The sequence below is a fragment of the Paraburkholderia diazotrophica genome, assembly GCF_900108945.1.
In the GTDB taxonomy this organism is placed as follows: Bacteria; Pseudomonadota; Gammaproteobacteria; order Burkholderiales; family Burkholderiaceae; genus Paraburkholderia; species Paraburkholderia diazotrophica.
This window is the reverse complement of the sequence record NZ_FNYE01000043.1, coordinates 13,121-39,566: the sequence shown is the minus strand read 5'-3', so window position 1 is coordinate 39,566 and position 26,446 is coordinate 13,121. Positions and strand designations below refer to the sequence as shown.

Genomic DNA, 26,446 nt, shown 5'->3' with positions numbered 1-26,446 from the left:
CGCCACGGCTCACGCCGGCTCACGCGCGGCCGCCATCTCGATCAGCTCCTTCGCCTTCGCAAGCGGCGCGACGAGCGACGCGTCGAGCCCGTAACCGTCGACGAGCGCATCCGTCACGTCGTCGATGGCAAGCCAGGTGGCGCGCGCATCGTCTTCCCACACGAGCACCTTCAACGGCAACAGCAGCGCCGCGCACGGATTCGCCTCCATCACGGGTGTGCCGCCCTTCGGGTTGCCGAACACGATCAGGCGCGTCGGGCGCAACGTCATACCGACCTGTGCGGCGGCATCCGCCTGGTCGATATCGACGAAGATCGTCATGCCCTTGTCGGCGAGCAGGCCGCGCAATCGCGCGACCGTCACCGAAAATCCATGCGCGCTCCTGAACGTCGCAACCGACGCGGGAGCTTTCCCTGCGTAGCTATTCGTAGCTTCAGTCATCGCACACCCCGGTGATGGCGTTCACCGCAGTGTAGCCACTGCACCGCGGCATCAGAAGCACGCAAGCAAAAAAATCAAGCCTGTGCCTGGGCTTGTGCGGCGAGCGCGCGGAAGTTCTCGGGCGTCGCGAAGCTGCGATACTGCGCCTGCATCTCGGGCGTCAGCAGTTCGATCAGCGTGCCGTTCTCGATCCACAGCTCGATCACGTCGAAGAAATTGTTGCCGCGCGTGCAGCGCACCGCGCGCCAGCCTTCGCGCTCGCCGATCGCAATCACTTCCTGCTCGGAGAGCGGCGTCGCGACGGCCATATGGAAGCCGCTGTATTGCGCACGCGCGGCCGTTTTCGAAGCGAGCGGCTCCTGCGTGTCGCCGGGCGTGAGTGTGAGATCGCTCGGATAAGTCTCGATGATGGTGCCGCGATCGTCGCCCGCGACCGCCATCCAGGCGCCTTCGAAAGGCGAAAACGGCGCGGCGAAACCGCCCCACAATTCGGCGAGCGTGCGCGCGACGCGCTCAGGGTTGTGCGTGGGAATGGACGCGTGAAAGATCATCGAAGCTCTCCAGTGACTCGTGCAGTGACTCGTGCAGTGATTCGCGTTGAACGGCACTCAGGCGCAAAGACGGACTCGAGATTCGCGCGACAATTGCGCACGCGCGAGCGCCCGATGTCGGCTGCGTCGTGCGTTTTCGTTTTTGTTGTCACGCGCGCGGTGCAGGCGATGCGGGCGATGTCGAGGGCTGCTGCATGCGCCTCGCCTGCAGCGAACCATTCAGCAATCAGTGAGCAATACGACGAGAACGGGGCCGGCTTGCCGCGTTTGAAAAGACGGCAACCGTATGAGCAATTCGATTCGAACGAACCGCCAACCCTTCGATGCCGCGTGTCCGGACATCGCTCAGCACACGTCGCGGGCACGCTGCATCGATCGCCATGCTAGAAGCGCAGCGCGACGCGACCAATCGGGAGTTTTACCAACGGCTTTCGATTCATCCGACGAACCGCTGTCGCGCGTTCGCGGATAGCCGATGGGAATTCGATGACTGACGATAAACCGCCCGCCGTTGCAGCGGGCGGCACAGGACGTTTGTATAGACGCTAGACGGCCATCACCGTCACGGCCTTCGTCACAAGATAGGCTTCCATTGCCTCCGGTCCGCCTTCCGAACCGTAGCCCGAATCCTTCACGCCGCCGAACGGCATTTCCGGCGTCGGCGTGGCGGGCTGGTTGATCCACAGCATGCCGACTTCGAGGTTCTGCGACAGCAGATGCACATTGCGGAACGACTTCGTGTACGCATAGCCTGCGAGGCCATACGGCAGACGGTTCGCTTCGGCGATCGCCTCTTCGAGCTTGTCGAAGCCGCGAATGGCAGCGATGGGACCGAACGGCTCGTTGTTGAACACATCGGCTTCGAGCGACACGTTGGTCAGCACCGTCGGCGCGAAGAAGTTGCCTTCCGAGCCGACGCGCTCGCCGCCCGTCGCGATCGTCGCGCCCGTTGCGCGCGCGTTCTCGACGATGCTCGCCATCGCCGTCAGACGGCGTGCGTTCGCGAGCGGCCCGAGTTGCGTGCCTTCGGCGAGACCGTCGCCGATCTTCAGGCCCTCGGCGTGCTTGATGAGCGCGGCCGCGAATTCTTCACGGATGCTGTTGTGCACGAGAAAGCGCGTCGGCGAAATGCAGACCTGACCCGCGTTGCGAAACTTCGCGGCGCCCGCTGCCTTGACGGCGAGCGCGACGTCGGCATCTTCCGCGACGATCACGGGTGCGTGGCCGCCGAGCTCCATCGTCGCGCGCTTCATATGCTGGCCGGCCATCGCGGCCAGTTGCTTGCCGACAGGCGTCGAGCCCGTGAACGTGACCTTGCGGATCACGGGATGCGGAATCAGATAGCTCGAAATTTCGGCCGGGTCGCCGAACACGAGGCCGACGGTGCCGGGAGGCACGCCCGCATCGACGAATGCCTGCAGCAGGCCCGCGGGCGATGCGGGCGTTTCTTCAGGCGCTTTCACGAGGAATGAGCAGCCGCTTGCGAGCGCGGCGCTCAGCTTGCGCACGATCTGGTTGACGGGAAAATTCCACGGCGTGAACGCGGCGACAGGACCGATCGGCTCCTTGATCACGAGCGACTGCGCGTTCAGGTTGCGCGAAGGCACGATGCGGCCATAAACGCGGCGGCCTTCGTCGGCGAACCACTCGATGATGTCGGCGGCCGACAGCACTTCGATGCGCGCTTCGGCGAACGGCTTGCCCTGCTCCTGCGTCATCAGGCGCGCGATGCTTTCGGCGCGCTCGCGCACGAACGCGGCCGCCTTGCGCATCGTCGCGGCGCGCTCGTTGGCGGGCACCTTGCGCCACGCTTCGAAACCCTTTTGCGCCGCTTCCAGCGCGCGGTCCAGATCGGCCTTGCCCGCGTGCGCGACCTTGCCGATCGGCTTGCCCGTCGCGGGATTGGTGACGTCGAGGGTCTTGCCGCTGGCGGCGTCGCACCACTCGTTGTTGATCAACAGACGGGTATCGGTGTAGCTGCTGGATGTGACCATGCTGTATTCCTGAAAGTGGAAAGACGCCGGGCCGCGAGCGCTGCACGCGGCCCGGATCGGGCTGCTGGGAACGTCGATCTTAGCCGATTGCGCGAATCCTTACCTGCGGGCCACACGGCCGCCTGCCGCGCGAAGCCCGAAAAAGTTACCGGTCACAACGCATCGAGCGGCAAGGTTGCATGGTCATCGAAGGAGCGGCGCGACGTCATGCGTACTTGAACACGCCTTGCGCGCTCGCGATCAGCACCTTGTGATCGACCCACGCTTCGGCGCGCGCAAAGAACACCGAGCGGCCGCGGCGTTCGAGAAAGCCCTTGCCGATCACGTTTTCGCCGAGGCCCTTGTCGAGGTAGCTGATGGTCAGCGACAGCGTGAACGCATGGATCGGATCGCCTTCGCTATAGAGGCCCGAGTAGCCCGCCGCCGCATCGAGCAGCGTGGCGATCGCCCCGCCCTGCAGCACGCGCTGGCGATTGAGCGTCGCAGGCCGGATCGGCATCGTCAGTTCGGCGTAGCCGTTTTTCCATTCGGTCAGTTCGACCGACAGCGATTCGAGAAACGGATTGTCGAGAGTGGGTGGCTGCATCGCGGGCTCCTGGTGAGCCCTCCATGCTAATGCAGCCTCGCGCGCACCAGGAAACGACGGGGCCTTCTCACATGCACGGCCGTCGCCGAAAGCCGCATGAGATTACGCTATCGCCGCTTTCGGCCGCCCCACCGACGCGCGCATCGTCACCGTGACGGGGAACTCGCGGAAGATATCGGACGTCGTGCCATAGCACTGGTTGATCAGCCAGCGTACCGCGTTCTGCGTGAGCTGCGCGGTCGGAATGTGCACCGACGTCAACGCGGGCGCGGCGTAGACGGCCGAGTAGTCGTCGTCGTAGCCGATCACGGAGACATCGCCGGGCACCGAGATGCCCACCTGATGAAAACGCGCGAGCGCGCTGACGGCCATCATGTCGTTCGCGCAGAAAAGCCCCGTGAACGGCACTTTCGAATCGAGCAGCTGGCACGTCGCCGCATAGCCGCCTTCTGGCGAGAAGTCGGATTCGATCAACGGCACCGTATCGCGCGCGATGCCGTGACGTGCGAGTTCATCGAAGAAGCCGTCAAGCCGCTCGACATTGTCCGATGCCGTAAAAGGCCCTGAAATCACGGCGATTTGCCGGTGCCCGTGTTCGAGCAGCGTCGCCGCGGCCAGTTCGCCGCCGCGCCGATGGTCCGCGCAGAACGACGCGTCGGGCAGCTGCTGGAACGAACGGTTGAGAAAGACCATCTTCGGATGCATCCGGTGCAGCTCGTCGAGGTCTTCGTCATGCAGGTCGTGGCTGATCACGACGACGCCGTCGCAATCGCGCCCGATCAGAAAGCGCACGGCTTCGAGCGCCTGCTCGCGCGGCGACGATTGCCCGCAGCCCGTCGCCACGACCACATGACGATGCACCGCGCGCAGTTCGAGATCGGTCTGCTTGAGGATCGTGCCGTAGTACGAGCCGAAGAACGTCGGCACGAACAGGCCGATGATGCCGAGCTGCTGCGTGGCCATCGCGCGGCCGATCGACGAAGGCCGGAAGTTGAGCTCGGCGATCGCGGCCTTCACGCGCGCAGCCGCTTCGGCCGATACAGGTCCTTTGCCGGAAATGGCGCGCGAGGCCGTCGACAGCCCCACGCCTGCCAGCTCCGCGACATCCTTGAGAGTCGCCACGGTGTCTCCGTCCGCTTGTGTTGTTGCGCGTGCTGCTCAGAGGCGCGCGCCGCCAGCCTCGTCGAACAGCGATATATGCGCGTCGTCGATCGCAAACGCGATGGAATCGCCCACGGCAACGGGCGTTTTCTCCTGATCAATCGACGCGATCTGCATGCCATGATAATCGAGCCAGATAACGCGGTGGTTGCCCATTGGTTCGATAAGCGACACTTGTCCGCGTTGATCCGAATCCGCACCGATCCGCACGCGCACGTCCTCGGGCCGCACGCCGAGTACACATGACTGGCCATGCGAGGGCTGCGCGGCGAACACGTAGCGCGACGCGTCGACGTCGAGCTTCGCGCCCGCGAAGCGCGCGCCACCGTCTCGCACGGCGAGCGTGCCGTTGAGCAGGTTCATCGACGGCGAGCCGAGGAAGGTCGCGACGAAGAGATTCGCGGGCCGCGCGTACACTTCGGCTGGCGTGCCGAACTGCTGGATCACGCCGCTCTTCATCACGGCCATGCGCGTGGCGAGCGTCATCGCTTCGACCTGATCGTGCGTCACGTAGATCATCGTCGCGCCCAGGCGCTGATGCAGCTGCTTCAACTCGCGGCGCAGTTCCGTGCGCAGCTTCGCGTCGAGATTCGACAGCGGCTCATCGAACAGGAACACATCGGCTTCGCGCACGATCGCGCGTCCGATCGCGACGCGCTGCCGCTGCCCGCCCGACAGTTGCGAGGGCTTGCGCTTGAGCAGCGGACCCAGTTGCAGCATGTCGGACGCGCGCGCCACGCGCCGCTCGATTTCCGCCTTCGGCGTGCCGTTGACGCGCAGCGCGAACGACAGATTGCGCTCGACGCTCATCGTCGGATAGAGCGCATACGACTGAAACACGAGCGCGACGCGCCGGTCTTTCGGATCGGCCCACGTCATGTCCTCGCCGCCGATCTCGATGCTGCCTTCCGTCACGTCGATCAGGCCCGCGATGCTGTGCAGCAACGTCGACTTGCCGCAGCCCGACGGTCCGAGCAGCACGACGAATTCGCCCGCGCGCACGTCGAGATCGAGCGCGTCGATCACCGTGTTCGAGCCAAGCTGGATCTTCAGGTCGCGGACCGCGACGTTGGCCATGTTCGCCGCGGTTGCCATTTCAGTTGCCAAATCGGTTGCCATCCCGGTTGCCATATCAGCCTCGATCTCCGCTCTAGCCCTTCACTGCGCCCGTCGCGATGCCGCGCACGAACCAGCGGCCCGACACGAAATACACGGCAAGCGGCACGATCGACGTCAGAATGGTCGCCGCCATGTTGACGTTGTAGATCTTCTCGCCCGTCGTCGTGTTGATGATGTTGTTGAGTTGCACCGTCATCGGCAAGTTCTTCGTGCCCGCGAACACGAGGCCGAGCAGGTAGTCGTTCCAGATGTTCGTCACCTGCAGGATCATCGCGACGACGACGATGGGCAGCGACATCGGCAGCATCAGCTGAAAGAAGATGCACCAGAAGCCGCCGCCGTCGATGCGCGCGGCCTTGAACAGTTCCAGCGGAATGCCCGCGTAGTAGTTGCGGAACAGCAGCGTCATCACGGGCATGCCGAAGATCGTATGGATGATCACGATGCCGGGCAACGAGCTGAACAGATGCACGCTTGCGAGCACGCGCACCATCGGATAGATCATCACCTGATACGGAATGAAGGCGCCGAGCAGCAGCACGCCGAAGAAGAGCCCCGCGCCGCGCGGCCGCCAGAACGACAACGCGTAACCGTTGATCGCGCCGATCACGATCGAGAACACCGTGCTCGGCACGACAATGCGCACCGAGTTCCAGAAGCCCACGCGGATGCCGTCGCAATCGAGGCCCGTGCACGCCGACTGCCACGCGTCGCCCCACGGCTGCAGCGTGAAGTGCATCGGCAGCGCGAGCAGATTGCCCAGACGTATCTCGCTCATCGGCTTTACCGACGTCACGAGCATCACGTAAAGCGGCAACAGGAAGAAGAGCGCGGCGACGATCAGAAAGCCATACACACCCAGACGTGCTGGAGAAAAACGCTTTCTGCGCGCATGACGGCGTCGCTGTGAATCGAAAGAAGATGGAAGCGTCGCGCTCATCACAGCTCCTTGCGCAATGCAGCGCGGCTGCGCGCGTACAGGAACGGCGCAAGAATCGCGAGCACCGTCGCAAGCAGCACGATCGAAGCCGCCGACGCCAGGCCGATGTTCGCGCGCCCGAACAGATAGTCCATGATGAACTTCGCGGGCACTTCGCTCGCGGTGCCGGGACCGCCTTGCGTCATCGCGACGACGGCGTCGAACAGCTTCACCACGGCGACGAACAGCAGCACGAAGGCCGTCGATATCGACGGGCCGAGCATCGGTATCACGATGCTCACGTAGACGCGCCAGCGCGGAATGCCGTCGACGCGCGCGGCTTTCCACAACTCGTCGTCGATGCCGCGCAGGCCCGCCAGCATCACGGCCATCACGAGCCCCGACGCCTGCCACACGGTCGCGATCACGATCGTGTAGATCACCCAGTCCTGATCGACGATCCAGTCGAAGCGCGCATACGAGAAGCCCAACTTGTGCAGCAGCGACTGCGCGCCGAGTTCGGGATTGAGTATCCATTGCCACACGAGGCCCGTCGCGACGAACGACATCGCGTACGGATACAGGAACACCGTACGCAGCACGCCTTCCGCCATCACGCGCTGATCGATGAAGATCGCGAGCAGCGTGCCGATCACGAGGCAGGCGACGATGAAGCACACGCCATAGATCGCGATGTGCTGCAGCGACACCAGCCAGCGGTCGTTATGAAATAGCCGCGCGTATTGCGTGAAGCCGGCGAAGTCACTTGACGGAAACGTGCGCGAGTTGCTGAGCGACACGCGCGCCGTCCACAGCATCGTGCCGAGATACGCGAAGACGACCGTCAGCATCATCGGGATCAGCGCAATCCATGCGGCAAGCTGCCAGCGCCTGCGCAATGGCCGCACGCGCGTTCTCGCGACGGGCGAGGCCTTGGTGGCCTTCGAGCCTTCCGAGCCCTTGGTGGCCATCTCGGGCAACGCGTGCGACTTGAGCGTCCCCATCGCGCGTCAGCCTTTTAGTGCGCTCGCAAAGGCCTTTTGCGCATCGTCGACCGACTGGTTCCTGTTCCAGAAGTTCGTGATGACGTCCGTCAACGCGCCCTGCAAGTCGGGCGACACGAGCATCTCCGGATTCGGCAGCTGACGCGACTTGTCCTTCATGATCGCGATGCCCTCCTTCGCGCACATGTCGAGCTGGTTCACGTCGACGTCCGGCCGGATCGGAATCGAGCCCTTCTTCGCGCTGAAGGCGACCTGCGCCTGTGGCGACGTCATTACGGTCGCGAGCAGGTTCTGCGCCTTGATCGAATTCGCGTTGTCCGTCTTCGGGAACACGAACACGTCGCCCGCGACCAGATACGGCGAGTGCGGACCGAAGCCCGGAAAGCAGCCGAAGTCCTTGCCCGGCGACTGCTTCGCCGCCGAGAACTCGCCCTTCGCCCAGTCGCCCATGATCTGCACGCCTGCCTTGCCCGAGATCACGAGCGCCGTCGCGTCGTTCCAGTTGCGGCCCGGCGAGCCGGGGTCGACATAGTCGTGCAGCTTCTTGAACGACGCGAGCACCTTCTTGAATGCATCGGAGTTGACGGCGTTCGCATCGCGGTCGCGATACACCTTCAGATAGAGATCGGGCCCGCCGACATCGGCGAACACGGCGTCGAACGTGATCTTCTCCTGCCACGGCTGGCCGCCGAGCGCGAGCGGTATCACGCCCGCCTTCTTCAGCCTGTCCAGATCGGAGAGAAATTCGTCGAAGCTCTTCGGGTCGCCGGCAATGCCCGCCTTCGCGAACACCGGCTTCGAATAGAAGAACCACGCGGGCATGTGGATGTCGACGGGGGCCGCGTAGTAATGGCCGTTGACCTTGATGCTGTCGAGTATCGATTGTGGAAAGATGGCCGCCCAGTTCTCTTTCGCGGCGACGGCGTCGACGTTGTTGAGCAGGCCCTGATCGATCAGGTCATGAAACTGCTTCGACGTGTTGAACTGCGCAGCCGTGGGCGGATCGCCGCCGACAATGCGGTTGATCGCCGTCGCGCGTGCCTGGTCCGCGCCCGCCACCGCGTTGTCGACCCATTGGCCGCCCGCCTGGTTGTACGCGTCGGCGAACTGCCGGATGGCCGCCGACTCGCCGCCCGACGTCCACCAGTGGATCACATTGGCCTTCAGCGGCTCGGCGTGTGCGACGACGCCCGCGATGGCCAGTGCGAGCGCGACAGCGCTTTTCAACCCCCACTGCTTCGTGCTCTTCATTCCGTCTCCTTCGGGTTCGAGGCCCGATTTATCAGGTCGACTGCGAATCAGGCAGCTTGACGCGGCCATGTGTCATTCTTTTCGCTCAATTCTTTGGGTCTCTTTGAATCGATTCTTCGGGTCGATTCTATTGCGTCAGTTCTTCTCGCTGCGCTCCTCGATGAACTTCGCGATCAGCTCGCCGCTGCGCTTGACCGTGCGCTGCTGCGTCGCGTAATCGACATGCACGACGCCGAAGCGCCGCTCGTAACCGAACGCCCACTCGAAGTTGTCCAGCAGCGACCACACGAAGTAGCCGCGAATATCGACGCCCTGCTTGACGGCCTGATCGACGGCGGCCAGATGCCGCCTGAGGAACGCGATGCGCTGCGTGTCCTCGACGCGGCCGTCGCGCACCTTGTCGTCCGAAGCCATACCGTTCTCGGTGATGTACATGGGCGGCAGGTTCGGATACGCGCGATCGAAGCCCGTCAGCAGATCGCGCAGCCCGTCGGGGCACACCTCCCAGCCCATCTGCGTGCGTTCGACATCGGGCAGCGGCACGTCGACGAAACCGCGCGCGCCATCGCTCTTCACGTTGGTGCGGAAATAATAGTTGATGCCGAGGAAATCGAGCGGCGTCGCGATGGTTTGCAGATCGCCTTCGAGCACGAGCGGCTCGGCGCCGGGCCACAGCGCCCACAGATCCGCCGGATACTCGCCCTTGAGCAGCGGGTCGAGAATCCACGCGTTGTGCTGCACTTCGTACAGATACGCGGCGCGCCGGTCCGCTTCGTTCGGCGACGCCGGCGTGCCGCGCCCGACGTTCGCGACGATGCCTTTCATCGACGCGGGATCGTTCGCGCGCAGCGCCTGCATGCCATGGCCATGCGCGAGAAGCAGATGATGCATCGCCTGCGTCGCGTAGCGCACGTTCGCGCGGCCCGGCGCGTGATGACCGTTGCCATAGCCGAGAAACGCCGAACACCACGGCTCGTTGAGCGTCATCCATGCATCGACGCGGCCCGCCAGTTCGCGGCTCATCAGGTCCGCGTAATCGGCGAAGCGATAGACGGTCTCGCGGTTGAGCCAGCCGCCGCGATCCTCCAGATGCTGCGGCAAATCCCAGTGATAAAGCGTGACGAAGGTCTGCAAGCCCTTGTCCTTGAGCCTGTCGAGCAGACGCTTGTAAAAGCCGATGCCCTTCGCGTTGGGGCGGCCCGCTTCGTCCATCACGCGCGGCCATGCGATCGACAACCGGTACGCTTCGAAATTGAGCCGCGTGAGCAGATCGAAATCGCTCTCCCACCGATGATAGTGATCGCAAGCCACGGCGCCCGTGTCGCCCGCGAGCACCTTGCCGGGCGTCGCCGAAAAGGTGTCCCAGATCGACGGCAGACGGCCGTCCTCGTCGACGGCGCCTTCGATCTGATACGAAGCCGTCGCCGCGCCGAGCAGGAAGTCCTTGCGCCACAGCACGGAATCGGGCGGTGGCGTGAAGGGATCGTTGAGAGAGTCGCTGCGGGAGCGTGTGTTCGTGTCCCGATGAGTATCGCGCTGGTCACGGTTGCCGGATTTCACTGCTTCGTATGCCACGGAAACTCCTCTCGCTGGACGGGTTGGATTCGTCGTTTGGACCGATTGCCTGGGCCGTGCGGAAGCATTGAGTGGAAGCGTTTCCACACATGACCAGCGCACGATAGCAGCGGCGCTTTCGGCGCAGCAATCAGGGTTTCTCTGGAGCGAGCCGAGGCTCTCGCGAAGCGCCATGCAGAGGACATTGAAGTTGCATCGCGGATGTCTGCGAAGCTTCGTCAGAAGAGACAGGCACAAGTGGACAAACGCAAAACGACGAACGGCGCATGTCGCGCCGTTCGTCGTTCGAAGCAACCGTTCAGAAGCAGATCTTCGTTATGCCCAGTGCGCGGGCACCCACACGCGGCCGACCCAGTGCCCAGGAATCAACACGAGGGGACGCGGCTTCGGCGCGACGTAGACGACATGCGGCGCAGGCGGCGGCACAGCCACGACGACGTGCGGCGCAGGCGGCGGAACCACGACGGGCGCCGGCGCGACAACGACAGCCGGCGGAGGCGGCGCGACCACGACAGGCGCGGGAGCCGGAACGGGAGCCGCGACGACCACGGTCGACGTCGGCGCCGGCACTACAACGGGCGCCGGCACGACCACGGGCGGCGGCACGACGACAGCCGCGCCGACTGTTGTCGTGGTGCCCGTCACCACTGTCGTACCGCCCGTCGTGACGGTGCCGCCATGTACGACCGTGCCGCTCGTCGTCACCGTGTTGCCATGCGTGCCCGTCGCGCTGCCCGACGTGACGACGACGCCGGGTGCGACGCTCGTCGCGCTGCCCGAATGCGTGACCGTTCCGCCGTTGCTGCCTGTCACGGCGCCCGAGCGCGAGCAGGTCCAGCCGGCGCAGTTCGTCGACGCCGAGTGGTTGTACGTGTTGCCGTTGCCGCCCGTCACCGTGCCCGATGACGTGTACTGGCCGGCAGCCGTGCGCGTGACCTCGCCGGACGTCGAGGCCGTTCTGCCGTCCGAGCCCGTCATCGAGCCCGTGTGCGAGCAGCTGCCGCTCGCGCAACTGGTGTCGCCGGAGTGCTGGACCGAGCGTCCGTTGGGACCGTAGGCCGTGCCCGTGTTCGAGAACTGGCCGGGCGCCGTGCGCGTGACGCTGCCCGAGTTGCTCGCGATGCCGCCGTACGGGCCCATCGCGCCCCCTGCATGGTTGCAGGTGCCGCCGCCGCACGACGCCGCATGCGCGCCGCTATACGTGCCGTGCGACGTGTAGGCCGTGCCGTGGCCGTACCATCCTGCCCACGCCGGCACGCTGACGAGCGATGCGCTTGCGCCGACCACGGCGGCCGCCGCTGCGAACGCGATGCGCCGCGACACGCCGCGCGCCGGCGTCGCGGACGACGAGTGCTTCAGCAGACCAGAAAACGAGGAGAAGAGTTGCGAGCGGATTTTCACGGCGGTGTCCTTCACGGTTCGGGCCACTTCGCAGATGCAGCGTGGCGACGGATCAAACTGTAGAAGAACCTGCCCGCCAAGTCAGTTCAAAAACTATGTCGGGAAATGTCATGGCGGCGTGCAAAAACTGCCCGCGCGGTGGCCGTCGTGACCGCCATGACATGAAAGGAGCCGCGCGCGTCGGCTCATGGAAAAGCCTGCAAAAAGCCTTTAAAAACGCTGTGGAAATCTTTGAGATCAGGGAGAGCGGTCGCGTCCGCGCGCGCGAGTTGCGCCCGTGACGACACCGATGCCCAGCAGGATAACGGCGACGATTGCAACGTAATGCTGTGCGACGTGCATGGTGATGAGAGCCCACGAGACGCCGCCGATAAAAATCAGCCAGCCGATCAGATAAATGACCAAGGTCATCCGGGTTCTCCTTTTCGCTTCGACACGCAAGCGTTCCGCAAGAAGCGTGCCGCCAGGCGGCGCGGAGACCCGTGATTTGCGTCGTGCCGTCGTGCGAAAGGCTCAAGCGATCACGTCGGCGCCGTCTGCGGCGCGCTCGGCCCTGGCGGATTCGCTGTGGCCCGGATGCATGTCGTGCCCAGCTCTCGCGCGTTGCAGCGAGAGCACTTCCTGATACGAGATCCATGCGCCCGAGCCGCCCGATTTCGCCGCATACATCGCGGCATCCGCGTTGAGCAGGAGCACTTCGGCCGAATCGCCGTCCGCCGGGAACTGGCTGATGCCGATGCTCGCACCCACAGCCATCTGCCCGTCGCCGACCATCACTTCGTCGTCGAGCGTGCGCACGATGCGCGCGGCGATCGCGGGCGCCGCATCGGCCGAGCGCTCGCCCTTCACGAGCACGATGAACTCGTCGCCGCCCAGCCGCGCGACCATATCGCCGCTATACAGCACATGCTGCAAACGCCGCGCGACGATCGCGAGCACGTCGTCGCCGACCGAGTGGCCATACTGATCGTTGATCTGCTTGAAGCGGTTGAGATCGATGAACAGCACGGCGAGCCGCTCGCCATTCGCCCTCGCCTCGTCGATCGCAGCCTCCAGCTTCTGCATGAACAGCATCCGGTTCGGCAGACCCGTGAGTCCATCGTGACTCGCGAGATGCGTGAGCTCGTGCTGCTTGCTGTGCAGTTCGTCCATCTGCAAGTGGATTTCACGCCGCATGCGGTCGAAGCAGCGCGCGAGCACGCCGATTTCGTCGGTGCGCCTGAGCGGCAGCGCTACCATCGCGTGCTCGGAAAAGAAGTGGGTCGCCGCATCGGCGAGCAGATGCAGCGGACGCGTCAGCGCGCGCGCAAAGAGAATCGCGAGCAGGATCGCGAACGCGCTGAAGATCAGCACCATGCGCACGATGCTGTCGCCGAGCATGTTCGCGCCCGTCAGCACGTCGTGCAGCGGCTTCGCAAGTCCGAGCACGATGAAGCGGTTGCCCTGCGATTCGCCGAACGGCCGGCGCACGAATGCGTAGACATGCCCATGCGCATCTTTCGGCTGCGACAGCCCGTTCATCAGCACGGGCTGGGTCGACTGGTCGAAAAGCGGTTTCGTCGCCGCAAAGCTGTCCTGCATGAAGACGCGGCGGCCCCTGTCGAAGCCGAAGGTCTGCGACGGGTCGGGATGCACGAGAAAGTCGCCCCATTCGTTCGCGAGATAGACCTGATAGTCGGCGGGCAGATCGGCCTGCGAGAGCCGCAGCAGGCTCGCGAGATCGACGTCGATGACGACCGCGCCGACCACGTCGCCGTGCGGATCGGCGACGGGCGTGCCGACCCGCAGCGTCGGCTTGCCCTCCGCCGCATGCGCGCCGTGCTCGTGATTGACGTCGATCGGCGAAATGTAGATGCGCCCCGGCGTCAGCGCGAGCGTATCGAACACATACGCGAACTGGCCTTTTTCCTGTAGCGCGCTTTCCTGCACGCGCACGGTGCCGCCCGCTTCGCGGTCGATGCGGATCAGCTCCAGCCCGTAGTGATTGCGCGCGATGAGCCGCACTTGCAGATACTCGGAATGCTGCGCGATGAAGCTCGTGAACACCTGCGCGAGCCGGTCGCGCATCGGGTTATCCGGCGACGTGCCGTCGTCGCTGATCGCGACAGCCGCCGCGGACGGCATCGTCGACAGCACGAGCGCATCGGCGGCGATATCGCTGATAGCCACCGTGAAGCGCTGGCCGAGCAGTTCCGTCGACGTGAGCAGGCTGCGCTCGGCTTCGCGCACGAGCATCGTGCGGTTCGCCTGATACGCGTAGAAGCCCGTCGTGCCCGACGCGAGCACGCCGATCAGCGCAAGCAGCAGCGAGAGCTTGAACGTGAGGCCCTGGCGCATGATCAGAAACGCTCCGGGCGATCGCCCGATACGATGCGGCTCCACAGCGCCTCGCGCTTCTGGATGTCCTCGACGGGCTCGATCCAGATGATGTGGCTCTTGCCCGTGCTTTCGGGCGGCTCGGCGAGCGTGTTCGCGAGTCCCTGGCGCTGCGTCAGGAGCTGGCTCACGCCGGGTTCGAGCATGTAGTTGATCCACGCGAGCGCGAGCGGCCGGTTCGCGGCCGCGTTCGTCATCGACCAGCAGTCGAGCCATGCGAGCACGCCTTCGTCGGGAATCACATAGCCGACGTCGGCGCCCGCGCGGCGCAGCAGTTCGACCTGCTGCGTGCCGTAGTTGCCGAACATCAGCGCGGCCTTGTGCTGGACGAAGTAGGCGGCGGCTTCCTCGGGCAGGTTGTAGTAGGTGAGCAGGTTGCGCCGAAGATCGACCAGCTTGCGCGTGATCGTCTGAATCTGCGCGCCGTTCAGCTGGAACGGATTCGGATAGCCGAGCGCGAGCGCCGTGAACGAGAAATTGTGCTGCGCGCTGTTGTAGTCGAGCACCTTGCCGCGATAGCGCGGATTCCACAATTCGTTCATCGAATGCGGCGCGACGCTCACCTGCTTGCGATCGTAGATGAGGCCCATCGTCGAATAGGTGAACGGAATCGCGTAGACGTTGCCTTGATTCGTGAGCCCTTCGATCGAAGAGAGCGCACGAAAGCGCGGCAACTGACGGCTCGTGTTCGGCAAGCGCGCAAGGTCCAGCGGCGCGAGCAGATTCTCGTGCGTATAGCGCTGGATTTCGGCCGTATTCGCGGCGAGCACGTCGAATTGCGGGTGCGAGCCCTGATGCATCTTGTCCCAGAGCGCTTCGTCGGAATCGACGAGCGTGACTTCGACTTTCGCGTGATAGCGGTCCTCGAATGTCTTGACGACGTCGGCATCCGCATAGCCCGGCCATGCCAGCACGCGCAGCACGTTTTCGCCGGCGCTCGCGTGCGCGATCAGCAGAAAGCCGCAAACAAAAAGGATGACGGAGTCAAGGAAATGCCTTCGATGCGCGTCGGTGCATGCGATGCCGGAACGCATGCTTCGCCGGGAGACACATGAGTAGCACCACCGCATTTCGTTTTCCTTTTTTGCGATCCGTGTTCGATGCACTCCAAACCACGCTTCAACCCGGCTTCCGTCGACGCGGTCCCACGCGATGCGTCCGTTGCCGGCATTGCACCGGCGAGCGCGTGCGAGGAGACACGGTGTCGCGTCGCTTGCGAATGACGCGTGACGAAATCTTCAGGTGAAGGAACAGCAGTCTAGCTGGAATCGCACGCGCCAAAAATAGACCTGTCGGCATGTACACGCTGATAACGGCGCAGGCGAGCGCATCTTTAACCCGTCGTTAACGATTAGAACGCTCCATCTTTTCAAGCACTATTCCGGAGAATTTTAACGGCGCGATGTTTCGCGAGTGTTTTAAACCCGCGTTTGTTTTTGCCGCGCGTTTCGTGCTTTCCCTGGCCCTGCGCGGAATGCGCGTAGCGCGCGCCATGCATGCGTTGCGCTCGCACGGCGCTTACTGCGCGGGAACGGCCACGCGTGCGCCCTTCTGCGCAGCGCCCACAGGATGCAGCTCGAAGCAGAACGCCGTCCCTGTCCCCTCGCGGTCGACGAGCCGTATCTGGCTGTCGTTCAGTTGCAGCATGCGCTGGACGATCAGCAGGCCGAGCCCGCCGCGATGCGCGCCGCCCGACGTGAACGGTCGCTGGAACAGACCCGCGCGCACGTCGGCGGGAATGCCTGGCCCCGTGTCGCTCACCGTCACCGACACCTTGCCGTCGCGCACCGCGAGATCGACATCGACGGCGCCGTCGTCGGGCGTGTGGCGGATCGCGTTGTCGAGCAGATTGGTCAGCACGCGCTCGATCATGCCGAGGTCCGCTGTCACGTTCGGCAGGCGCGGCGCGATGCCCGCGCGCAAACGGATGCGCCGCGCCTCCGCCGACAGTTCGAATTTCTGGAACACGTCCTGCACCAGATCGACGAGCGAGAAGTCCTCCAGCGCAAGCTGCACGTTGCCGTGCTCCAGGCGCGCAAGCTCGAACAACGACTGCGCGAGCTTGCCGACCTTCACGCTCTGCGCGAGCGCGATCGCGAGATAACGTTTGCGCTCCGTGTCGCTCAGCGAATCCGCTTTCATCGACAGCGTTTCGAGGTAGCCGTGCAGCGAAGTGAGCGGCGTGCGCAGATCGTGAGATATGTTCGCAACGAGTTCGCGCCGCTCCTGGTCCTGCTTCGTCAGCGCGCGCCATTGCTGGCCGATGCGCTCGGCCATCTGCGCGAACGTCGATTCGAGCGTGGCGATCTCGTCGCGCGAGCGGGACGGCGCGACGCGCGCAGCCGCACCACCCGACGCGGGAACGGTTGGCTGTGCATCCGGCTCGCCGTTCGCGTCGAACTTACGCATCGCGTCCGTCAGACGTCGCAGCGGCCGCGTGATCAGCCCGAACGCCACCACGCCCGCGACGAGGCCGAGCAGCGCGACGACGCCCATCGACCACAACGTCGTGCGCAACACCGAGCTCGCCCTGAAGCGCGCCGCGAGCTCGTCGTGCGCTTCGCCTTGCAGCACGACGTAGATGTAGCCGGGCGGCCGGCTGTCCGCATGCGGCAGCAGCGCCGCGCTGAACACCTTGCGGCCGTCGACGCTGCGCGGATCGTCGCCGAGTATCGGCAGCGGGTCGCCCGCGACGAACTTGCGCACGGGCGCGACATCGACCTGCATCCGCTTCAGATGACCGGCGGGCGCGTCGTCGCCTTCGATATGGCCGTCCTGATCCAGCAGATACACTTCGACGCTCGGATTGACTACCATCAGCTGCCCGAAAATCTGCCGCAGCGCGTCCTTGCGCGCCGCGCCGCCGCTGTCGCCGGAGAGCGCCGGATTGCGCGCGATGTTCGACGCGAGATCGCGCGACAGGCTCTGTATCACTTCCTTTTCGTGCAGATCGCTGGAGCGGATCTGGAGCCACGCCGACGCGCCGCAGCACGCGAGCAGCAAGACGGAAAACACGAGCGACAGCCGCTGTGTCAACGACAGGTTCACGGCGCTTCTCCTTCGCGCGCGGCGGGATCGGCGACGAACTTGTAGCCGCGCCCCCATACGGTGAGGATGCGGGCCGGCTCGGCGGGATCGGACTCGATCTTCGCGCGCAGCCGGTTGATGTGCGTGTTCACCGTGTGCTCGTAGCCTTCGTGCTGATAGCCCCACACGGCATTGAGCAGGTCCATCCGCGAAAACACCTTGCCGGGACGGCTCGCGAAAAAATACAGCAGATCGAACTCGCGCGGCGTCAGCTCGATCCGCTTGCCGTCGACGCTCGCCTCACGCGTAAGCGGATCGACGAACAGGCCCGCGAGGTTGAGGCTGCCCGAGTCTATCCGCGCGTCCTTCGCCATCGCATCGGCGCGCCGCAGCAGCGCCTTCACGCGCGCGACCAGTTCGAGCACGGAGAACGGCTTCGCGAGGTAATCGTCCGCGCCCAGTTCGAGGCCGAGTATCCGGTGCACCTCGCTCGAACGCGCGCTCGTGATGATGATGGGCGTATAGCGCGCCATCGCGCGGGCGCGCCGGCAAATCTCCAGACCGTCGACGCCCGGCAGCATCAGGTCGAGGATCAGCGCGTCCCAGTTGCCCTGCTCCAGCAGCCGCAGTCCTTCGTTGCCGTCGGCGCTATGGACGACTTCATAGCGCTCGTCCCGCAGATGCAGGCTCAGCACATTCGCTATATCGACATCGTCTTCGACGATCAGTACGCGCTTCGGATGGTCCATCGGCTTGCTTGAATGGGGGGGAAAGGCCGGATTAAACGCGGAATTGCGACGTTTACAGCTGTAGGTATTGTGCAGAATTTTCGCGCGCCGAGTTATCACAATTAATTTAAGTTTCCGTGAGGACCCCGATATCACGGCGGACTTACGCTACGGCCACGTTGAATCGAGTTGCACGAAGGAACACACGATGAAAAGCCGCAGGCAGTTCATGTTATCGGGCGGCAGCGCGCTCGCCGCGCTGGCCGCGCTCACGCAGTGGCGCGCGTTCGCCGCCGACACGGCACACGCCGGCGACGCGGCGAGCGGCACGAGCGGGCGCTTCGAAGTCGCGCATAGCGACGCACAGTGGCGGCAGATGCTCACGCCCGCGCAGTATCACGTGCTCCGCGAGGAAGGCACCGAGCGCCCGTACAGCAGCCCGTTGAACAACGAGCATCGCAGCGGCGTGTTCGCGTGCGCTGGTTGCAAGCTCGATCTGTTTTCGTCGCGCACGAAGTTCGACAGCCATACCGGCTGGCCGAGCTTCTGGGCGCCGCTCGATCACGCCGTCGCGACGCGCGAAGACGGTTCGTTCGGCATGGTGCGCACGGAAGTGCACTGCCGCCGCTGCGGCGGACATCTGGGGCATGTATTCGACGACGGCCCCAAGCCCACAGGGCTGCGCTACTGCATGAACGGCCTCGCGATGACCTTTACACCGCAAGCCGCCTGACGCCCCTTTTTCCAAGCCGTTTTTCAACGCCCTATTCGACGCACTTTTCGACGCCCTCATCTCGCACGATCCATCGGCAAATAATCATGCTACTCATCGTTCTTGCTTACCTCGGCGGCGCACTCACGATCCTGAGTCCGTGCATCTTGCCCGTGCTGCCCTTCGTGTTTGCGCGCGCCGACCAGCCGTTCGCGCGCAGCGGCTTACCGCTGCTCGGCGGCATGGCGCTTACGTTCGCGCTCGTCGCGACGCTCGCGGCCGTCGGCGGCGGCTGGGTCACGCAAGCGAACCAGTACGGACGCTGGGCCGCGATCGTGCTGCTCGGCGTGTTCGGCCTGGCGCTGCTGATGCCGCGTCTCGCCGACCGTCTGATGCACCCGCTCGTCAGCGCGGGCAACCGGCTCTCCGTGCTCGCTCAGGCCGACGGCGACAAGCCGCGCATCGGCTCGTCGTTTCTGCTCGGCATCGCGACGGGCCTGCTGTGGGCGCCGTGCGCCGGTCCCATCCTCGGTCTCGTGCTGACGGGCGCAGCGTTGCGCGGTGCGAGCGTCGGCACCACGCTGCTGCTGCTCGCCTATGCTGCGGGCGCGGCGACGTCGCTCGCCATCGCACTGCTGATCGGCGGACGCGTCTTCACGGCGATGAAGCGCTCGCTCGGCGCGGGCGAATGGGTGCGGCGCGGCATCGGCGCGACGATGCTGGCGGGCGTCGCCGCGATCGCGCTCGGCTTCGATACGGGCGTGCTCGCCCGCGTGTCGACGGTAGCGACGGGCGGCCTCGAACAGCATCTCATCGACAGGCTCTCGCCGTCCAAAGGCACGGGCGACGCGATGAAAGCCGCAAATGCCGTGAGCGGCGCGAACACAACGAGTGAGACGACCGCGACGAATGCGACGATCGCAATGCAACCCGCCGCCGACGCCTCGAGCGCGAAGCCGGCCGAATCCAACGAAGCCGCTACAGGCGCGATGATGCGCGCGTCCATGCCGGCGGCACCGCTTCCCGTCGAAGGCACGCTGCCGGCGCTGACGGGCGCCGTGCAATGGCTGAACTCGCCGCCGCTCACCAATGAGCAGCTGCGCGGCAAGGTCGTGCTGGTCGACTTCTGGACGTATTCGTGCATCAACTGCCTGCGCACGCTGCCGTATGTGAAGGCGTGGTCGCAGAAGTACCGCGACATGGGGCTCGTCGTGATCGGCGTGCACGCGCCGGAGTTCGCGTTCGAGCGCAATATCGACAACGTGAAGAAGGCGTCGCACGATCTCGGCGTCGATTACCCGATCGCGATCGACAACAACTACGCGATCTGGCGCGCGTTCGGCAACCAGTACTGGCCGGCACACTATTTCGTCGATGCGCAGGGACGCATTCGCCATCATCATTTCGGCGAGGGCGAATACGAGCAGTCGGAGAAGGTGATCCAGCAACTGCTCGCGGAAGCCGGCCATCCCGATGCGATGAAAGTGACGACGGGTCTCCCGCAGCGTGCCAATGGTGTCGAGGCGGCCGCCGACGGCCACGACATGCAGTCGCCGGAAACGTACATCGGCTACGAGCGTGCCGAAAACTTCGTGTCGCCGGGCGGCGCGACGGCAGACCGCGCGCATGCGTACGCCGCGCCGTCGAAGCTCGGCGTCAATGACTGGGGACTCGCGGGCACCTGGAAAGTGGGCGCCGAGCACGCGACGCTCGCCGCGCCGGACGGCCGCATCGTCTACCGCTTCCATGCGCGCGACCTGCATCTGGTGCTCGGCCCCGGCGCGGATGGCAAGCCGGTGCGCTTTCGCGTGACGATCGACGGCGCCGCTCCCGGCGACGCGCGCGGCACCGACATAAAAGCCGACGGCACGGGCGTCGTCACGGAACAGCGGCTGTATCAGCTCGTGCGCCAATCGGGCGACGTGGCCGACCACACGTTCGCGATCGAGTTTCTCGATCCGGGTGTCGAAGCCTATGCGTTCACGTTCGGCTGATCACGCGGCGTATCTATGGACAAATCGCGAGCAACGCGTATTCGAGGACCATTTATCATGACCATGAAATTCATCACTCGCGCATTGGGCTGGACCCGTACATCGACGGGCCGAATGATCGCGCTGATCGCACTCGGCGCGAGCGCGGTCGCCTGGCAGCATGTCGCATCGGCGGAACAGGCGGTCAGGATTCCGCCGCCCGCGCAGGACGAAAAAGCGGCCGGCGCGCACACAGAGACAGCCGTGTTCGCGGGCGGCTGCTTCTGGGGCGTTCAGGGCGTGTACGAGCACGTGAAGGGCGTGAATCAGGTTGCGTCGGGCTATTCGGGTGGCGCGGCGGGCACCGCGCAGTACGAGACTGTCAGCGGCGGCGACACGGGGCATGCGGAATCCGTGAGCATCACGTATGACCCGACGCAGATCACCTATGGGCGACTGCTGCAGATCTTCTTTTCGGTCGTCCACAATCCGACCGAGCTGAACTACCAGGGCCCCGATCACGGCACGCAGTACCGGTCGGCCGTGTTTCCGCAAAATGCGCAGCAGCGCGCGATCGCGCAGGCCTATATCGCGCAGCTGAACAGCGCAAAAGTGTTCTCCGCGCCGATCGTCACGCGAGTCGAGGAATTCAAGGGCTTCTATCCCGCCGAGGCGTATCACCAGAATTTCCTGGTACGGCATCCGGACTATCCGTACATCGCGATCAACGATATGCCGAAGATCGACCAGCTGAAGCAGATGTTCCCCGATGTCTATCGCAGCGACCCGGTGTTGCTGAAGGCATCCGCGTCTTCGTCTGCGTCGTGACCGTCTCGCGAGGTATCACGCGCCGACGGCTTCGACGATCTGCTTGCACATCGCCTTGTCCGGATACGGTCCGACGCCCGCGTGAACGTTGTCGGTCATGTATTCGGGCCGGCCCGTGCCCGGAATCACGACGGTCACGGCCGGCTGCGCGAGCACGAACTTCAGCAGGATCTGCGCCCATGTCGTGCAGCCGATATCGGCGGCCCACGCGGGCACCCGTTGCTTCATCACGCGCGACAGCAGCCCACCCCCGCCGAACGGCTGATTGATCACGACGGCGATGCCCAGATCATGCGCGAGCGGCAGGATGCGCGCTTCGGCATCGCGGTCGTCGGCGGCGTAGTTGATCTGCACGAAGTCGGGCTTCTCGCTGCGCATCACGCTCGCGACTTCGTCGAAAGCACTCGACGTGTAGTGCGTGATGCCGATATAACGAATGCGTCCGCGCGCTTTCCAGTCACGCAGCGTCGCCATCTGCGTGCGCCAGTCGACGAGGTTGTGCACCTGCATCAGGTCGATGCGCGGCTGCTGCAAGCGGCGCATCGACTCCTCCATTTGCGCGATGCCCGCCTCGCGGCCCTGCGTCCACACCTTCGTCGCGACGAACGCCTTGCGATGCGCGTCGAGCCGCGTGAGCAGCGTGCCCGCGACGGCTTCCGACGAGCCGTACATCGGCGACGAATCGATGACCGAGCCGCCCGCTGCGAACAGCACGTTCAGCACTTGCGCGAGCCGCGCCTGGCCGTTCGCGTCGTCGCCGACATCGAAGGTGCGCCACGTGCCGCAGCCGACGACGGGCAACGCTTCGCCCGTCGACGCAATCGCGCGGCGTTCGATGCGCGGCAGCGGCGCTTGCTGCGCGTGGGCAGATGACGGCATGGACATCGCGAGCGGCAGCGTTAGCGCGCGCAGCAGGAAATCGCGCCGCGCGGACTGTTCGACGTAGTGGGACATCGGCTGTCTTGGCTGTAGCGAAGCGCTGCGCGCGTTAGCCCGGCGTCAACCTGGACGGCGCGCGATGAAATCGATTTCGACGAGCGCATCGCGCGCGAGTCCCGTCACGCCGACGCAGGTCCGCGCAGGCAGACGTCCCGACGCAAAATGGGCGGCGTAGACGGCGTTCATCGTTGCGTAGTCGCGCTTGAACTCGGTCAGGAAGATACGCGCCGATACCACGTTCTCCAGCCCCAGCCCGATGCCCTTGAGCACGAGCACGAGGTTGTCCATCACGCGTTGGGTCTGCGCGGCGACGCCTTCGGGCAGGGGCGACGCATCGTCGTCGGGTGACGTGGGCATCTGGCCCGTGACGAACACCCAGCCGCCCGATTCCGTCGCGTGTGAAAACGGGCCGACGGGTGTCGGCGCGCCTTCTACCATCCAGAACTGCGTGGTTTCGCTCATCTGATGACGCTCCGTAGATATGGAAGGCTTGCGCGACCATCGCAATGGCGCGCTCGAAGAGACTGACGCATACCTTAGCGCGCTTCGTCGGATGCTGCATGAGCCTGCGTGCAAACGGAAGGGATACTCGCCGGACAAAAGGCCGGACAAAAAAAGAAGAGGCGCCTCTCTTTGCAGAAAAGGCGCCTCACTCTACGGCCGTTGTGCGTTGCGGCCGTTATGCGTCGCGGCCAAACGTCATGTATTGCTCTGCCCCGCGGGCCTGCACGCTACGCGGCGGCGCGCTGGCTCGCGCGCACCGGCCACGTCAACGACTTCCACGACTTCGCGCCACCAGCGCTCGCCACGATGCGGCGACGCCAGATGGAGCCGCTCGCCCATACGCGGCGTCGCGAGCGCAATGCCGCGCGCAGCGGCGAGTCCGACGACACGCTCGAACGGCTCCTGCCAGCGATGCATCGCCAGATCGAACGTGCCGTTGTGAATCGGGACGAGCCAGCGGCCGCGCAGATCGATATGCGCCTGCACGGTATCGTCGGGCTGCATGTGCACGTACGGCCATTGCGCGTCGTACGCGCCCGTTTCGAGCAAGGTCACGTCGAACGGGCCGAGCCGCTCACCGATCGTCTTGAAACCGTCGAAGTAGCCGATGTCGCCGCTGAAGAATACGCGCAGGTCGCCGTCGACGATCACCCACGACGCCCACAGCGTGCTGTTGCCGTCGAACAGGCTGCGCCCGGAGAAATGTTGTGCGGGTGTCGCCGTGAACTGCACGCCGTCGATCTCGACGCCTTGCCACCAGTCGAACTGACGCACCTTCGACGCATCGATGCCCCACTCGATCAGCCGGTCGCCGACGCCGAGCGGCGTCAGGAACACGCCCGTCGTTTCGGCGAGCGCGAGCACCGTCTCGCGATCGAGATGGTCATAGTGATCGTGCGAAAGAATCACGCCGCGCAACGGCGGCAGCGCGTCGCGCGCGATGGGCGGCGCATGAAAGCGTTTCGGTCCCATCCGCCTGAACGGCGACGCGCGCTCCGCGAAGACGGGGTCGGTCAGCCAGAACTGGCCGCGCAGCTTGAGCAGCAGCGTCGAATGGCCGAGCCGGAACAGGCTCCTGTCGGGCGCGGCGTCGAGGTCCGCGCGCGTCAGCGGATCGACGGGCAGCGGGCCCGAAGGCATCGTGCCATCGGGCTTGTTGAGCAGCACGTTCCACATGATGCGCAGCCTCTTGCGCAGCCCTTGCGCGGGCTTCGGCTTCACGTTGCGAAAGCGTTGCCCGTCGTGCTGCGGCGACGTGCTGGACAGCGCGCGTCCGCGCTCTGCCGCCGCGAAACCCAGAATCTGACTGAGGTTGCCGATGATCGAGTTCATTCGAAGCGTCATGGAGTCAAAGTTAGACTGCACAGTGTAGTTTATTATCTCAAAAAGTAAACCCATCGGTGTAAAATCGAACGATGGACGACAGCGCCACCCCACAACGTCTGACCGATCGCAAGCGCGCGGCCGTGATCGAAGCGGCCATCGACGAATTTCGCGCATCGGGTTTCGAGGCCACCAGCATGGACCGCATTGCGGCACGCGCGAGCGTGTCGAAGCGCACGGTCTACAACCATTTCCCGAGCAAGGAAGCGCTCTTCGCGGCGATTCTTCAACAGCTATGGGACGCGAGCGCGGCGGGCGAATCGCCCGGCTATCGCGCGGACGCGCCGCTGCGTCCGCAGCTGCTCGAATTGCTTGCGCAGAAGATGCGGCTGCTGAGCGACGAGGCATTCATGTCGCTTGCGCGCGTCGCGATCGCGGCGGGCATTCATTCGCCGGAGCGCGCGCGGGACATGGTCGCGCGCATCGGCGAGCGCGAAGAAGGACTGACCGTCTGGATACGCGCAGCGGCCGCCGATGGCCGCCTCGCGGTGCACGATCCCGCGTTCGCCGCGCAGCAGCTTCAAAGCCTCGTGAAGGGCTTCGCGTTCTGGCCTCAGGTGACGATGGGACAGCCGCCGCTGACGGCCGCCGAGCAGAAGGCGATTGCGGAAACGTCGGCGGATATGTTTCTCGCGCGCTATACGGCGGCTGCGCCGGTCGGCTCCCGTCGATAACGCCGGAGCCAGGCAACGCAACGCGCACGCTCACGGCGCGGCAAGCGCAGTCAGCGTATCGCCGAACCCGCCTTTCACTCTCGACGCAATCCGCGCGCTGGTTACCACGCGCGGCGCCGCGCTCCACGCGATGCGCGCGCCCGTCGCGACAAGCAGTCCGACGAGTGCCACATCCTCGCTGCACGCAAGCGGCGGAAATCCGCCCACGCGGCAATAGGCGAGCGCCGACACGCCCAGATTCGCGCCATGAACATGCCGATGACCATCGGCGTTCACGTACGCGCGATAGAACGCCGCGCGCGTCATTGCATCGTGCGCGCGCCAGTCGTCGATCGTGACGGGACCGCACACCGCTTCCGCGCCGAGCGCCAGCTGAGCGACGAGCCAGTCGGGCTCGACACGGCTGTCCGCATCGGTGAACGCGAGCCAGCGCACGCCGAGTACGAGCAGCGCCGTCGCGCCTGCCGCCCTCGCTTTGCCGACGTTGCGCACATCGAGCGTCAACGCATGCGTGTCGAAGCAGCGCGCAATCGCCGCCGAGCCGTCCGTGCAGCTATCGAGCGCGACGACGATCCGAACCGTCTCGCCGCGCAACGCCGGATGCGCGGCCGCCACGCGCGCGGCTTGCAGGCAATCGGCGAGCAGTTCTTCCTCGTTGTGCGCGGGGATCACGATGCCGATCATGCAAGCCCCTCGCATTGCGCGACCGAGCGACAGTCCTTCGACCATACGTCGATCAGCAGATCGTGCTCCGCATGCTCGACGAGATGCGTCAACGCGAGCAGCGCGCCGAAAGCCGCGTGAACGTCGTCGGCCGATTGCTGCCTGTCTTCGAACGGATGACGCCAATGGCACGCGACGAGCGTGCCGTCATCCGTCAACGACGCGTACGCGCGTTGCGCGAGCTTCACGGTGTCCGCGCGCGACAGGTAGTAGCCGAGTTCACTGATCACGATCAGATCGAAGCGCTCGTCGGGCCAGTCTTGCGGCATCGCGCGCAATTCGATCGTCACGTTGCGCGTATCGGCGAGACGTTCGCGCGCAAGACTCACTGCGTGTGCGCTGATGTCGCAAACACACAGACGCTCGCAGCGCTGCGCGAGCAACCGCGACATCTCCGCATTCGAACACGCGGGCTCGAAGCCGCGCCGGTAACGCTCGCGCGGCAGCGCGGCGGCTGTCAGCAGACGCTTGCGGCGTTCGTACCAGCTGCTGCGATAGCGCCAGGGATCGTCGTCCTGTCGATACAGCTCGTCGAAATAGGCGGCGGGCAATGACATGCGGAGTCCTGTGTCGTCCT

Annotated in this window: 25 protein-coding genes; 4 read left to right on the top strand and 21 right to left on the bottom strand. The window is 65.0% G+C overall.

Annotation, left to right across the window (positions count from 1 at the left end; translation table 11 throughout):
* Nucleotides 1-9: 9 nt before the first annotated feature.
* The 16 genes from BMW76_RS33825 to BMW76_RS33755 form a co-directional block, all read right to left on the bottom strand.
* On the bottom strand, nucleotides 10-441 hold the full coding sequence (locus BMW76_RS33825; protein WP_090873197.1) for a DUF302 domain-containing protein: 432 nt from the start codon (nucleotides 439-441) through the stop codon (nucleotides 10-12).
* Nucleotides 442-515: 74 nt separating this feature from the next.
* Nucleotides 516-992 (bottom strand): hypothetical protein, encoded by a 477-nt coding sequence (locus BMW76_RS33820; protein ID WP_090873195.1) that lies wholly within the window; start codon nucleotides 990-992, stop codon nucleotides 516-518.
* A gap of 545 nt (nucleotides 993-1,537) precedes the next feature.
* Nucleotides 1,538-2,986 (bottom strand): NAD-dependent succinate-semialdehyde dehydrogenase, encoded by a 1,449-nt coding sequence (locus BMW76_RS33815; protein ID WP_090873193.1) that lies wholly within the window; start codon nucleotides 2,984-2,986, stop codon nucleotides 1,538-1,540.
* A gap of 205 nt (nucleotides 2,987-3,191) precedes the next feature.
* Nucleotides 3,192-3,572: a PaaI family thioesterase gene (locus tag BMW76_RS33810; RefSeq protein ID WP_090873191.1), complete on the bottom strand. Its 381-nt coding sequence runs from the start codon at nucleotides 3,570-3,572 to the stop codon at nucleotides 3,192-3,194.
* 102 nt (nucleotides 3,573-3,674) lie between these two features.
* Nucleotides 3,675-4,694, bottom strand: coding sequence for a LacI family DNA-binding transcriptional regulator (locus BMW76_RS33805; RefSeq protein ID WP_090873189.1), 1,020 nt, complete (start codon nucleotides 4,692-4,694; stop codon nucleotides 3,675-3,677).
* A gap of 36 nt (nucleotides 4,695-4,730) precedes the next feature.
* Nucleotides 4,731-5,828, bottom strand: a complete 1,098-nt coding sequence (locus BMW76_RS33800) for an ABC transporter ATP-binding protein (RefSeq protein WP_090873187.1) — start codon at nucleotides 5,826-5,828, stop codon at nucleotides 4,731-4,733.
* 55 nt (nucleotides 5,829-5,883) lie between these two features.
* On the bottom strand, nucleotides 5,884-6,792 hold the full coding sequence (locus BMW76_RS33795; RefSeq protein WP_090873185.1) for a carbohydrate ABC transporter permease: 909 nt from the start codon (nucleotides 6,790-6,792) through the stop codon (nucleotides 5,884-5,886).
* Entirely contained in the window at nucleotides 6,792-7,775 is a 984-nt protein-coding gene (locus BMW76_RS33790; RefSeq protein ID WP_090873183.1) for a carbohydrate ABC transporter permease, read from the bottom strand. The genes BMW76_RS33795 and BMW76_RS33790 overlap by 1 nt, the downstream gene beginning before the upstream one ends.
* Nucleotides 7,776-7,781: 6 nt before the next feature.
* Nucleotides 7,782-9,026, bottom strand: a complete 1,245-nt coding sequence (locus tag BMW76_RS33785) for an ABC transporter substrate-binding protein (RefSeq protein ID WP_090873181.1) — start codon at nucleotides 9,024-9,026, stop codon at nucleotides 7,782-7,784.
* A 135-nt stretch (nucleotides 9,027-9,161) separates the two neighbouring features.
* The gene (locus tag BMW76_RS33780; RefSeq protein WP_407669059.1) at nucleotides 9,162-10,601 is read right to left on the bottom strand and encodes a GH1 family beta-glucosidase; all 1,440 of its coding nucleotides are present in this window, start codon (nucleotides 10,599-10,601) and stop codon (nucleotides 9,162-9,164) included.
* 315 nt (nucleotides 10,602-10,916) lie between these two features.
* The gene (locus BMW76_RS33775; protein WP_090873225.1) at nucleotides 10,917-12,002 is read right to left on the bottom strand and encodes a hypothetical protein; all 1,086 of its coding nucleotides are present in this window, start codon (nucleotides 12,000-12,002) and stop codon (nucleotides 10,917-10,919) included.
* 237 nt (nucleotides 12,003-12,239) lie between these two features.
* Nucleotides 12,240-12,413: a hypothetical protein gene (locus BMW76_RS41430; RefSeq protein ID WP_177200571.1), complete on the bottom strand. Its 174-nt coding sequence runs from the start codon at nucleotides 12,411-12,413 to the stop codon at nucleotides 12,240-12,242.
* Between the two features lie 102 nt (nucleotides 12,414-12,515).
* Nucleotides 12,516-14,342 carry a bifunctional diguanylate cyclase/phosphodiesterase gene (locus BMW76_RS33770; protein ID WP_090873224.1) on the bottom strand — a complete coding sequence of 609 codons (1,827 nt, stop codon included), beginning with the start codon at nucleotides 14,340-14,342 and terminating at the stop codon, nucleotides 12,516-12,518.
* Nucleotides 14,342-15,448 (bottom strand): ABC transporter substrate-binding protein, encoded by a 1,107-nt coding sequence (locus BMW76_RS33765; RefSeq protein ID WP_090873179.1) that lies wholly within the window; start codon nucleotides 15,446-15,448, stop codon nucleotides 14,342-14,344. Before BMW76_RS33765 ends, BMW76_RS33770 begins: the two co-directional genes overlap by 1 nt.
* 448 nt (nucleotides 15,449-15,896) lie before the next feature.
* Entirely contained in the window at nucleotides 15,897-17,426 is a 1,530-nt protein-coding gene (locus tag BMW76_RS33760) for a sensor histidine kinase (RefSeq protein ID WP_090873178.1), read from the bottom strand.
* Complete coding sequence (locus BMW76_RS33755; protein WP_090873176.1) at nucleotides 17,423-18,154, bottom strand: response regulator transcription factor; 732 nt, start codon at nucleotides 18,152-18,154, stop codon at nucleotides 17,423-17,425. Before BMW76_RS33755 ends, BMW76_RS33760 begins: the two co-directional genes overlap by 4 nt.
* A gap of 187 nt (nucleotides 18,155-18,341) precedes the next feature.
* Here BMW76_RS33755 and msrB point away from each other — a divergent pair, with 187 nt between their 5' ends.
* The 3 genes from msrB (at nucleotide 18,342) to msrA (ending at nucleotide 21,646) form a co-directional block, all read left to right on the top strand.
* Entirely contained in the window at nucleotides 18,342-18,866 is a 525-nt protein-coding gene (gene msrB / locus BMW76_RS33750; RefSeq protein WP_090873174.1) for a peptide-methionine (R)-S-oxide reductase MsrB, read from the top strand.
* An 86-nt stretch (nucleotides 18,867-18,952) separates the two neighbouring features.
* Nucleotides 18,953-20,839 (top strand): cytochrome c biogenesis protein DipZ, encoded by a 1,887-nt coding sequence (locus BMW76_RS33745; protein ID WP_090873172.1) that lies wholly within the window; start codon nucleotides 18,953-18,955, stop codon nucleotides 20,837-20,839.
* 57 nt (nucleotides 20,840-20,896) lie between these two features.
* Entirely contained in the window at nucleotides 20,897-21,646 is a 750-nt protein-coding gene (gene msrA, locus BMW76_RS33740) for a peptide-methionine (S)-S-oxide reductase MsrA (RefSeq protein WP_090873170.1), read from the top strand.
* A gap of 15 nt (nucleotides 21,647-21,661) precedes the next feature.
* On the opposite strand, the gene BMW76_RS33735 is transcribed toward msrA, so the two are convergent.
* The 3 genes from BMW76_RS33735 to BMW76_RS33725 all read right to left on the bottom strand — a co-directional run bounded on the left by BMW76_RS33735 (nucleotide 21,662) and on the right by BMW76_RS33725 (nucleotide 24,421).
* Nucleotides 21,662-22,600, bottom strand: a complete 939-nt coding sequence (locus BMW76_RS33735) for an aldo/keto reductase (protein ID WP_407669058.1) — start codon at nucleotides 22,598-22,600, stop codon at nucleotides 21,662-21,664.
* A 45-nt stretch (nucleotides 22,601-22,645) separates the two neighbouring features.
* Complete coding sequence (locus BMW76_RS33730; RefSeq protein WP_090873167.1) at nucleotides 22,646-23,047, bottom strand: RidA family protein; 402 nt, start codon at nucleotides 23,045-23,047, stop codon at nucleotides 22,646-22,648.
* A gap of 237 nt (nucleotides 23,048-23,284) precedes the next feature.
* Nucleotides 23,285-24,421 (bottom strand): MBL fold metallo-hydrolase, encoded by a 1,137-nt coding sequence (locus tag BMW76_RS33725; protein ID WP_090873165.1) that lies wholly within the window; start codon nucleotides 24,419-24,421, stop codon nucleotides 23,285-23,287.
* Nucleotides 24,422-24,504: 83 nt separating this feature from the next.
* On the opposite strand from BMW76_RS33725, the gene BMW76_RS33720 reads away from it, so the two are divergent.
* Nucleotides 24,505-25,146: a TetR/AcrR family transcriptional regulator gene (locus tag BMW76_RS33720; protein WP_090873163.1), complete on the top strand. Its 642-nt coding sequence runs from the start codon at nucleotides 24,505-24,507 to the stop codon at nucleotides 25,144-25,146.
* A 30-nt stretch (nucleotides 25,147-25,176) separates the two neighbouring features.
* Here the strand turns inward: BMW76_RS33720 and BMW76_RS33715 are convergent, their stop codons facing one another.
* Both BMW76_RS33715 and BMW76_RS33710 read right to left on the bottom strand, forming a co-directional pair.
* Nucleotides 25,177-25,830: a glycosyltransferase gene (locus BMW76_RS33715; RefSeq protein WP_090873161.1), complete on the bottom strand. Its 654-nt coding sequence runs from the start codon at nucleotides 25,828-25,830 to the stop codon at nucleotides 25,177-25,179.
* Nucleotides 25,827-26,426 carry an SAM-dependent methyltransferase gene (locus BMW76_RS33710; RefSeq protein WP_090873159.1) on the bottom strand — a complete coding sequence of 200 codons (600 nt, stop codon included), beginning with the start codon at nucleotides 26,424-26,426 and terminating at the stop codon, nucleotides 25,827-25,829. Before BMW76_RS33710 ends, BMW76_RS33715 begins: the two co-directional genes overlap by 4 nt.
* Nucleotides 26,427-26,446: the final 20 nt, after the last annotated feature.

Excerpts from the sequence above, each read along its gene's own strand:
- BMW76_RS33735 (WP_407669058.1), bottom strand. The coding sequence starts at position 22,600 with ATGTCCCACTACGTCGAACAGTCCGCGCGGCGCGATTTCCTGCTGCGC.
- BMW76_RS33725 (WP_090873165.1), bottom strand. The coding sequence starts at position 24,421 with ATGAACTCGATCATCGGCAACCTCAGTCAGATTCTGGGTTTCGCGGCG.
- BMW76_RS33715 (WP_090873161.1), bottom strand. The coding sequence starts at position 25,830 with ATGATCGGCATCGTGATCCCCGCGCACAACGAGGAAGAACTGCTCGCC.
- BMW76_RS33745 (WP_090873172.1), top strand. The coding sequence starts at position 18,953 with ATGCTACTCATCGTTCTTGCTTACCTCGGCGGCGCACTCACGATCCTG.
- BMW76_RS41430 (WP_177200571.1), bottom strand. The coding sequence starts at position 12,413 with ATGACCTTGGTCATTTATCTGATCGGCTGGCTGATTTTTATCGGCGGC.
- BMW76_RS33730 (WP_090873167.1), bottom strand. The coding sequence starts at position 23,047 with ATGAGCGAAACCACGCAGTTCTGGATGGTAGAAGGCGCGCCGACACCC.
- msrB (WP_090873174.1), top strand. The coding sequence starts at position 18,342 with ATGAAAAGCCGCAGGCAGTTCATGTTATCGGGCGGCAGCGCGCTCGCC.
- BMW76_RS33825 (WP_090873197.1), bottom strand. The coding sequence starts at position 441 with ATGACTGAAGCTACGAATAGCTACGCAGGGAAAGCTCCCGCGTCGGTT.
- BMW76_RS33795 (WP_090873185.1), bottom strand. The coding sequence starts at position 6,792 with ATGAGCGCGACGCTTCCATCTTCTTTCGATTCACAGCGACGCCGTCAT.
- BMW76_RS33785 (WP_090873181.1), bottom strand. The coding sequence starts at position 9,026 with ATGAAGAGCACGAAGCAGTGGGGGTTGAAAAGCGCTGTCGCGCTCGCA.
- BMW76_RS33755 (WP_090873176.1), bottom strand. The coding sequence starts at position 18,154 with ATGGACCATCCGAAGCGCGTACTGATCGTCGAAGACGATGTCGATATA.
- BMW76_RS33790 (WP_090873183.1), bottom strand. The coding sequence starts at position 7,775 with ATGGGGACGCTCAAGTCGCACGCGTTGCCCGAGATGGCCACCAAGGGC.
- msrA (WP_090873170.1), top strand. The coding sequence starts at position 20,897 with ATGACCATGAAATTCATCACTCGCGCATTGGGCTGGACCCGTACATCG.
- BMW76_RS33820 (WP_090873195.1), bottom strand. The coding sequence starts at position 992 with ATGATCTTTCACGCGTCCATTCCCACGCACAACCCTGAGCGCGTCGCG.
- BMW76_RS33810 (WP_090873191.1), bottom strand. The coding sequence starts at position 3,572 with ATGCAGCCACCCACTCTCGACAATCCGTTTCTCGAATCGCTGTCGGTC.
- BMW76_RS33765 (WP_090873179.1), bottom strand. The coding sequence starts at position 15,448 with ATGCGGTGGTGCTACTCATGTGTCTCCCGGCGAAGCATGCGTTCCGGC.
- BMW76_RS33800 (WP_090873187.1), bottom strand. The coding sequence starts at position 5,828 with ATGGCAACCGCGGCGAACATGGCCAACGTCGCGGTCCGCGACCTGAAG.
- BMW76_RS33720 (WP_090873163.1), top strand. The coding sequence starts at position 24,505 with ATGGACGACAGCGCCACCCCACAACGTCTGACCGATCGCAAGCGCGCG.
- BMW76_RS33710 (WP_090873159.1), bottom strand. The coding sequence starts at position 26,426 with ATGTCATTGCCCGCCGCCTATTTCGACGAGCTGTATCGACAGGACGAC.
- BMW76_RS33815 (WP_090873193.1), bottom strand. The coding sequence starts at position 2,986 with ATGGTCACATCCAGCAGCTACACCGATACCCGTCTGTTGATCAACAAC.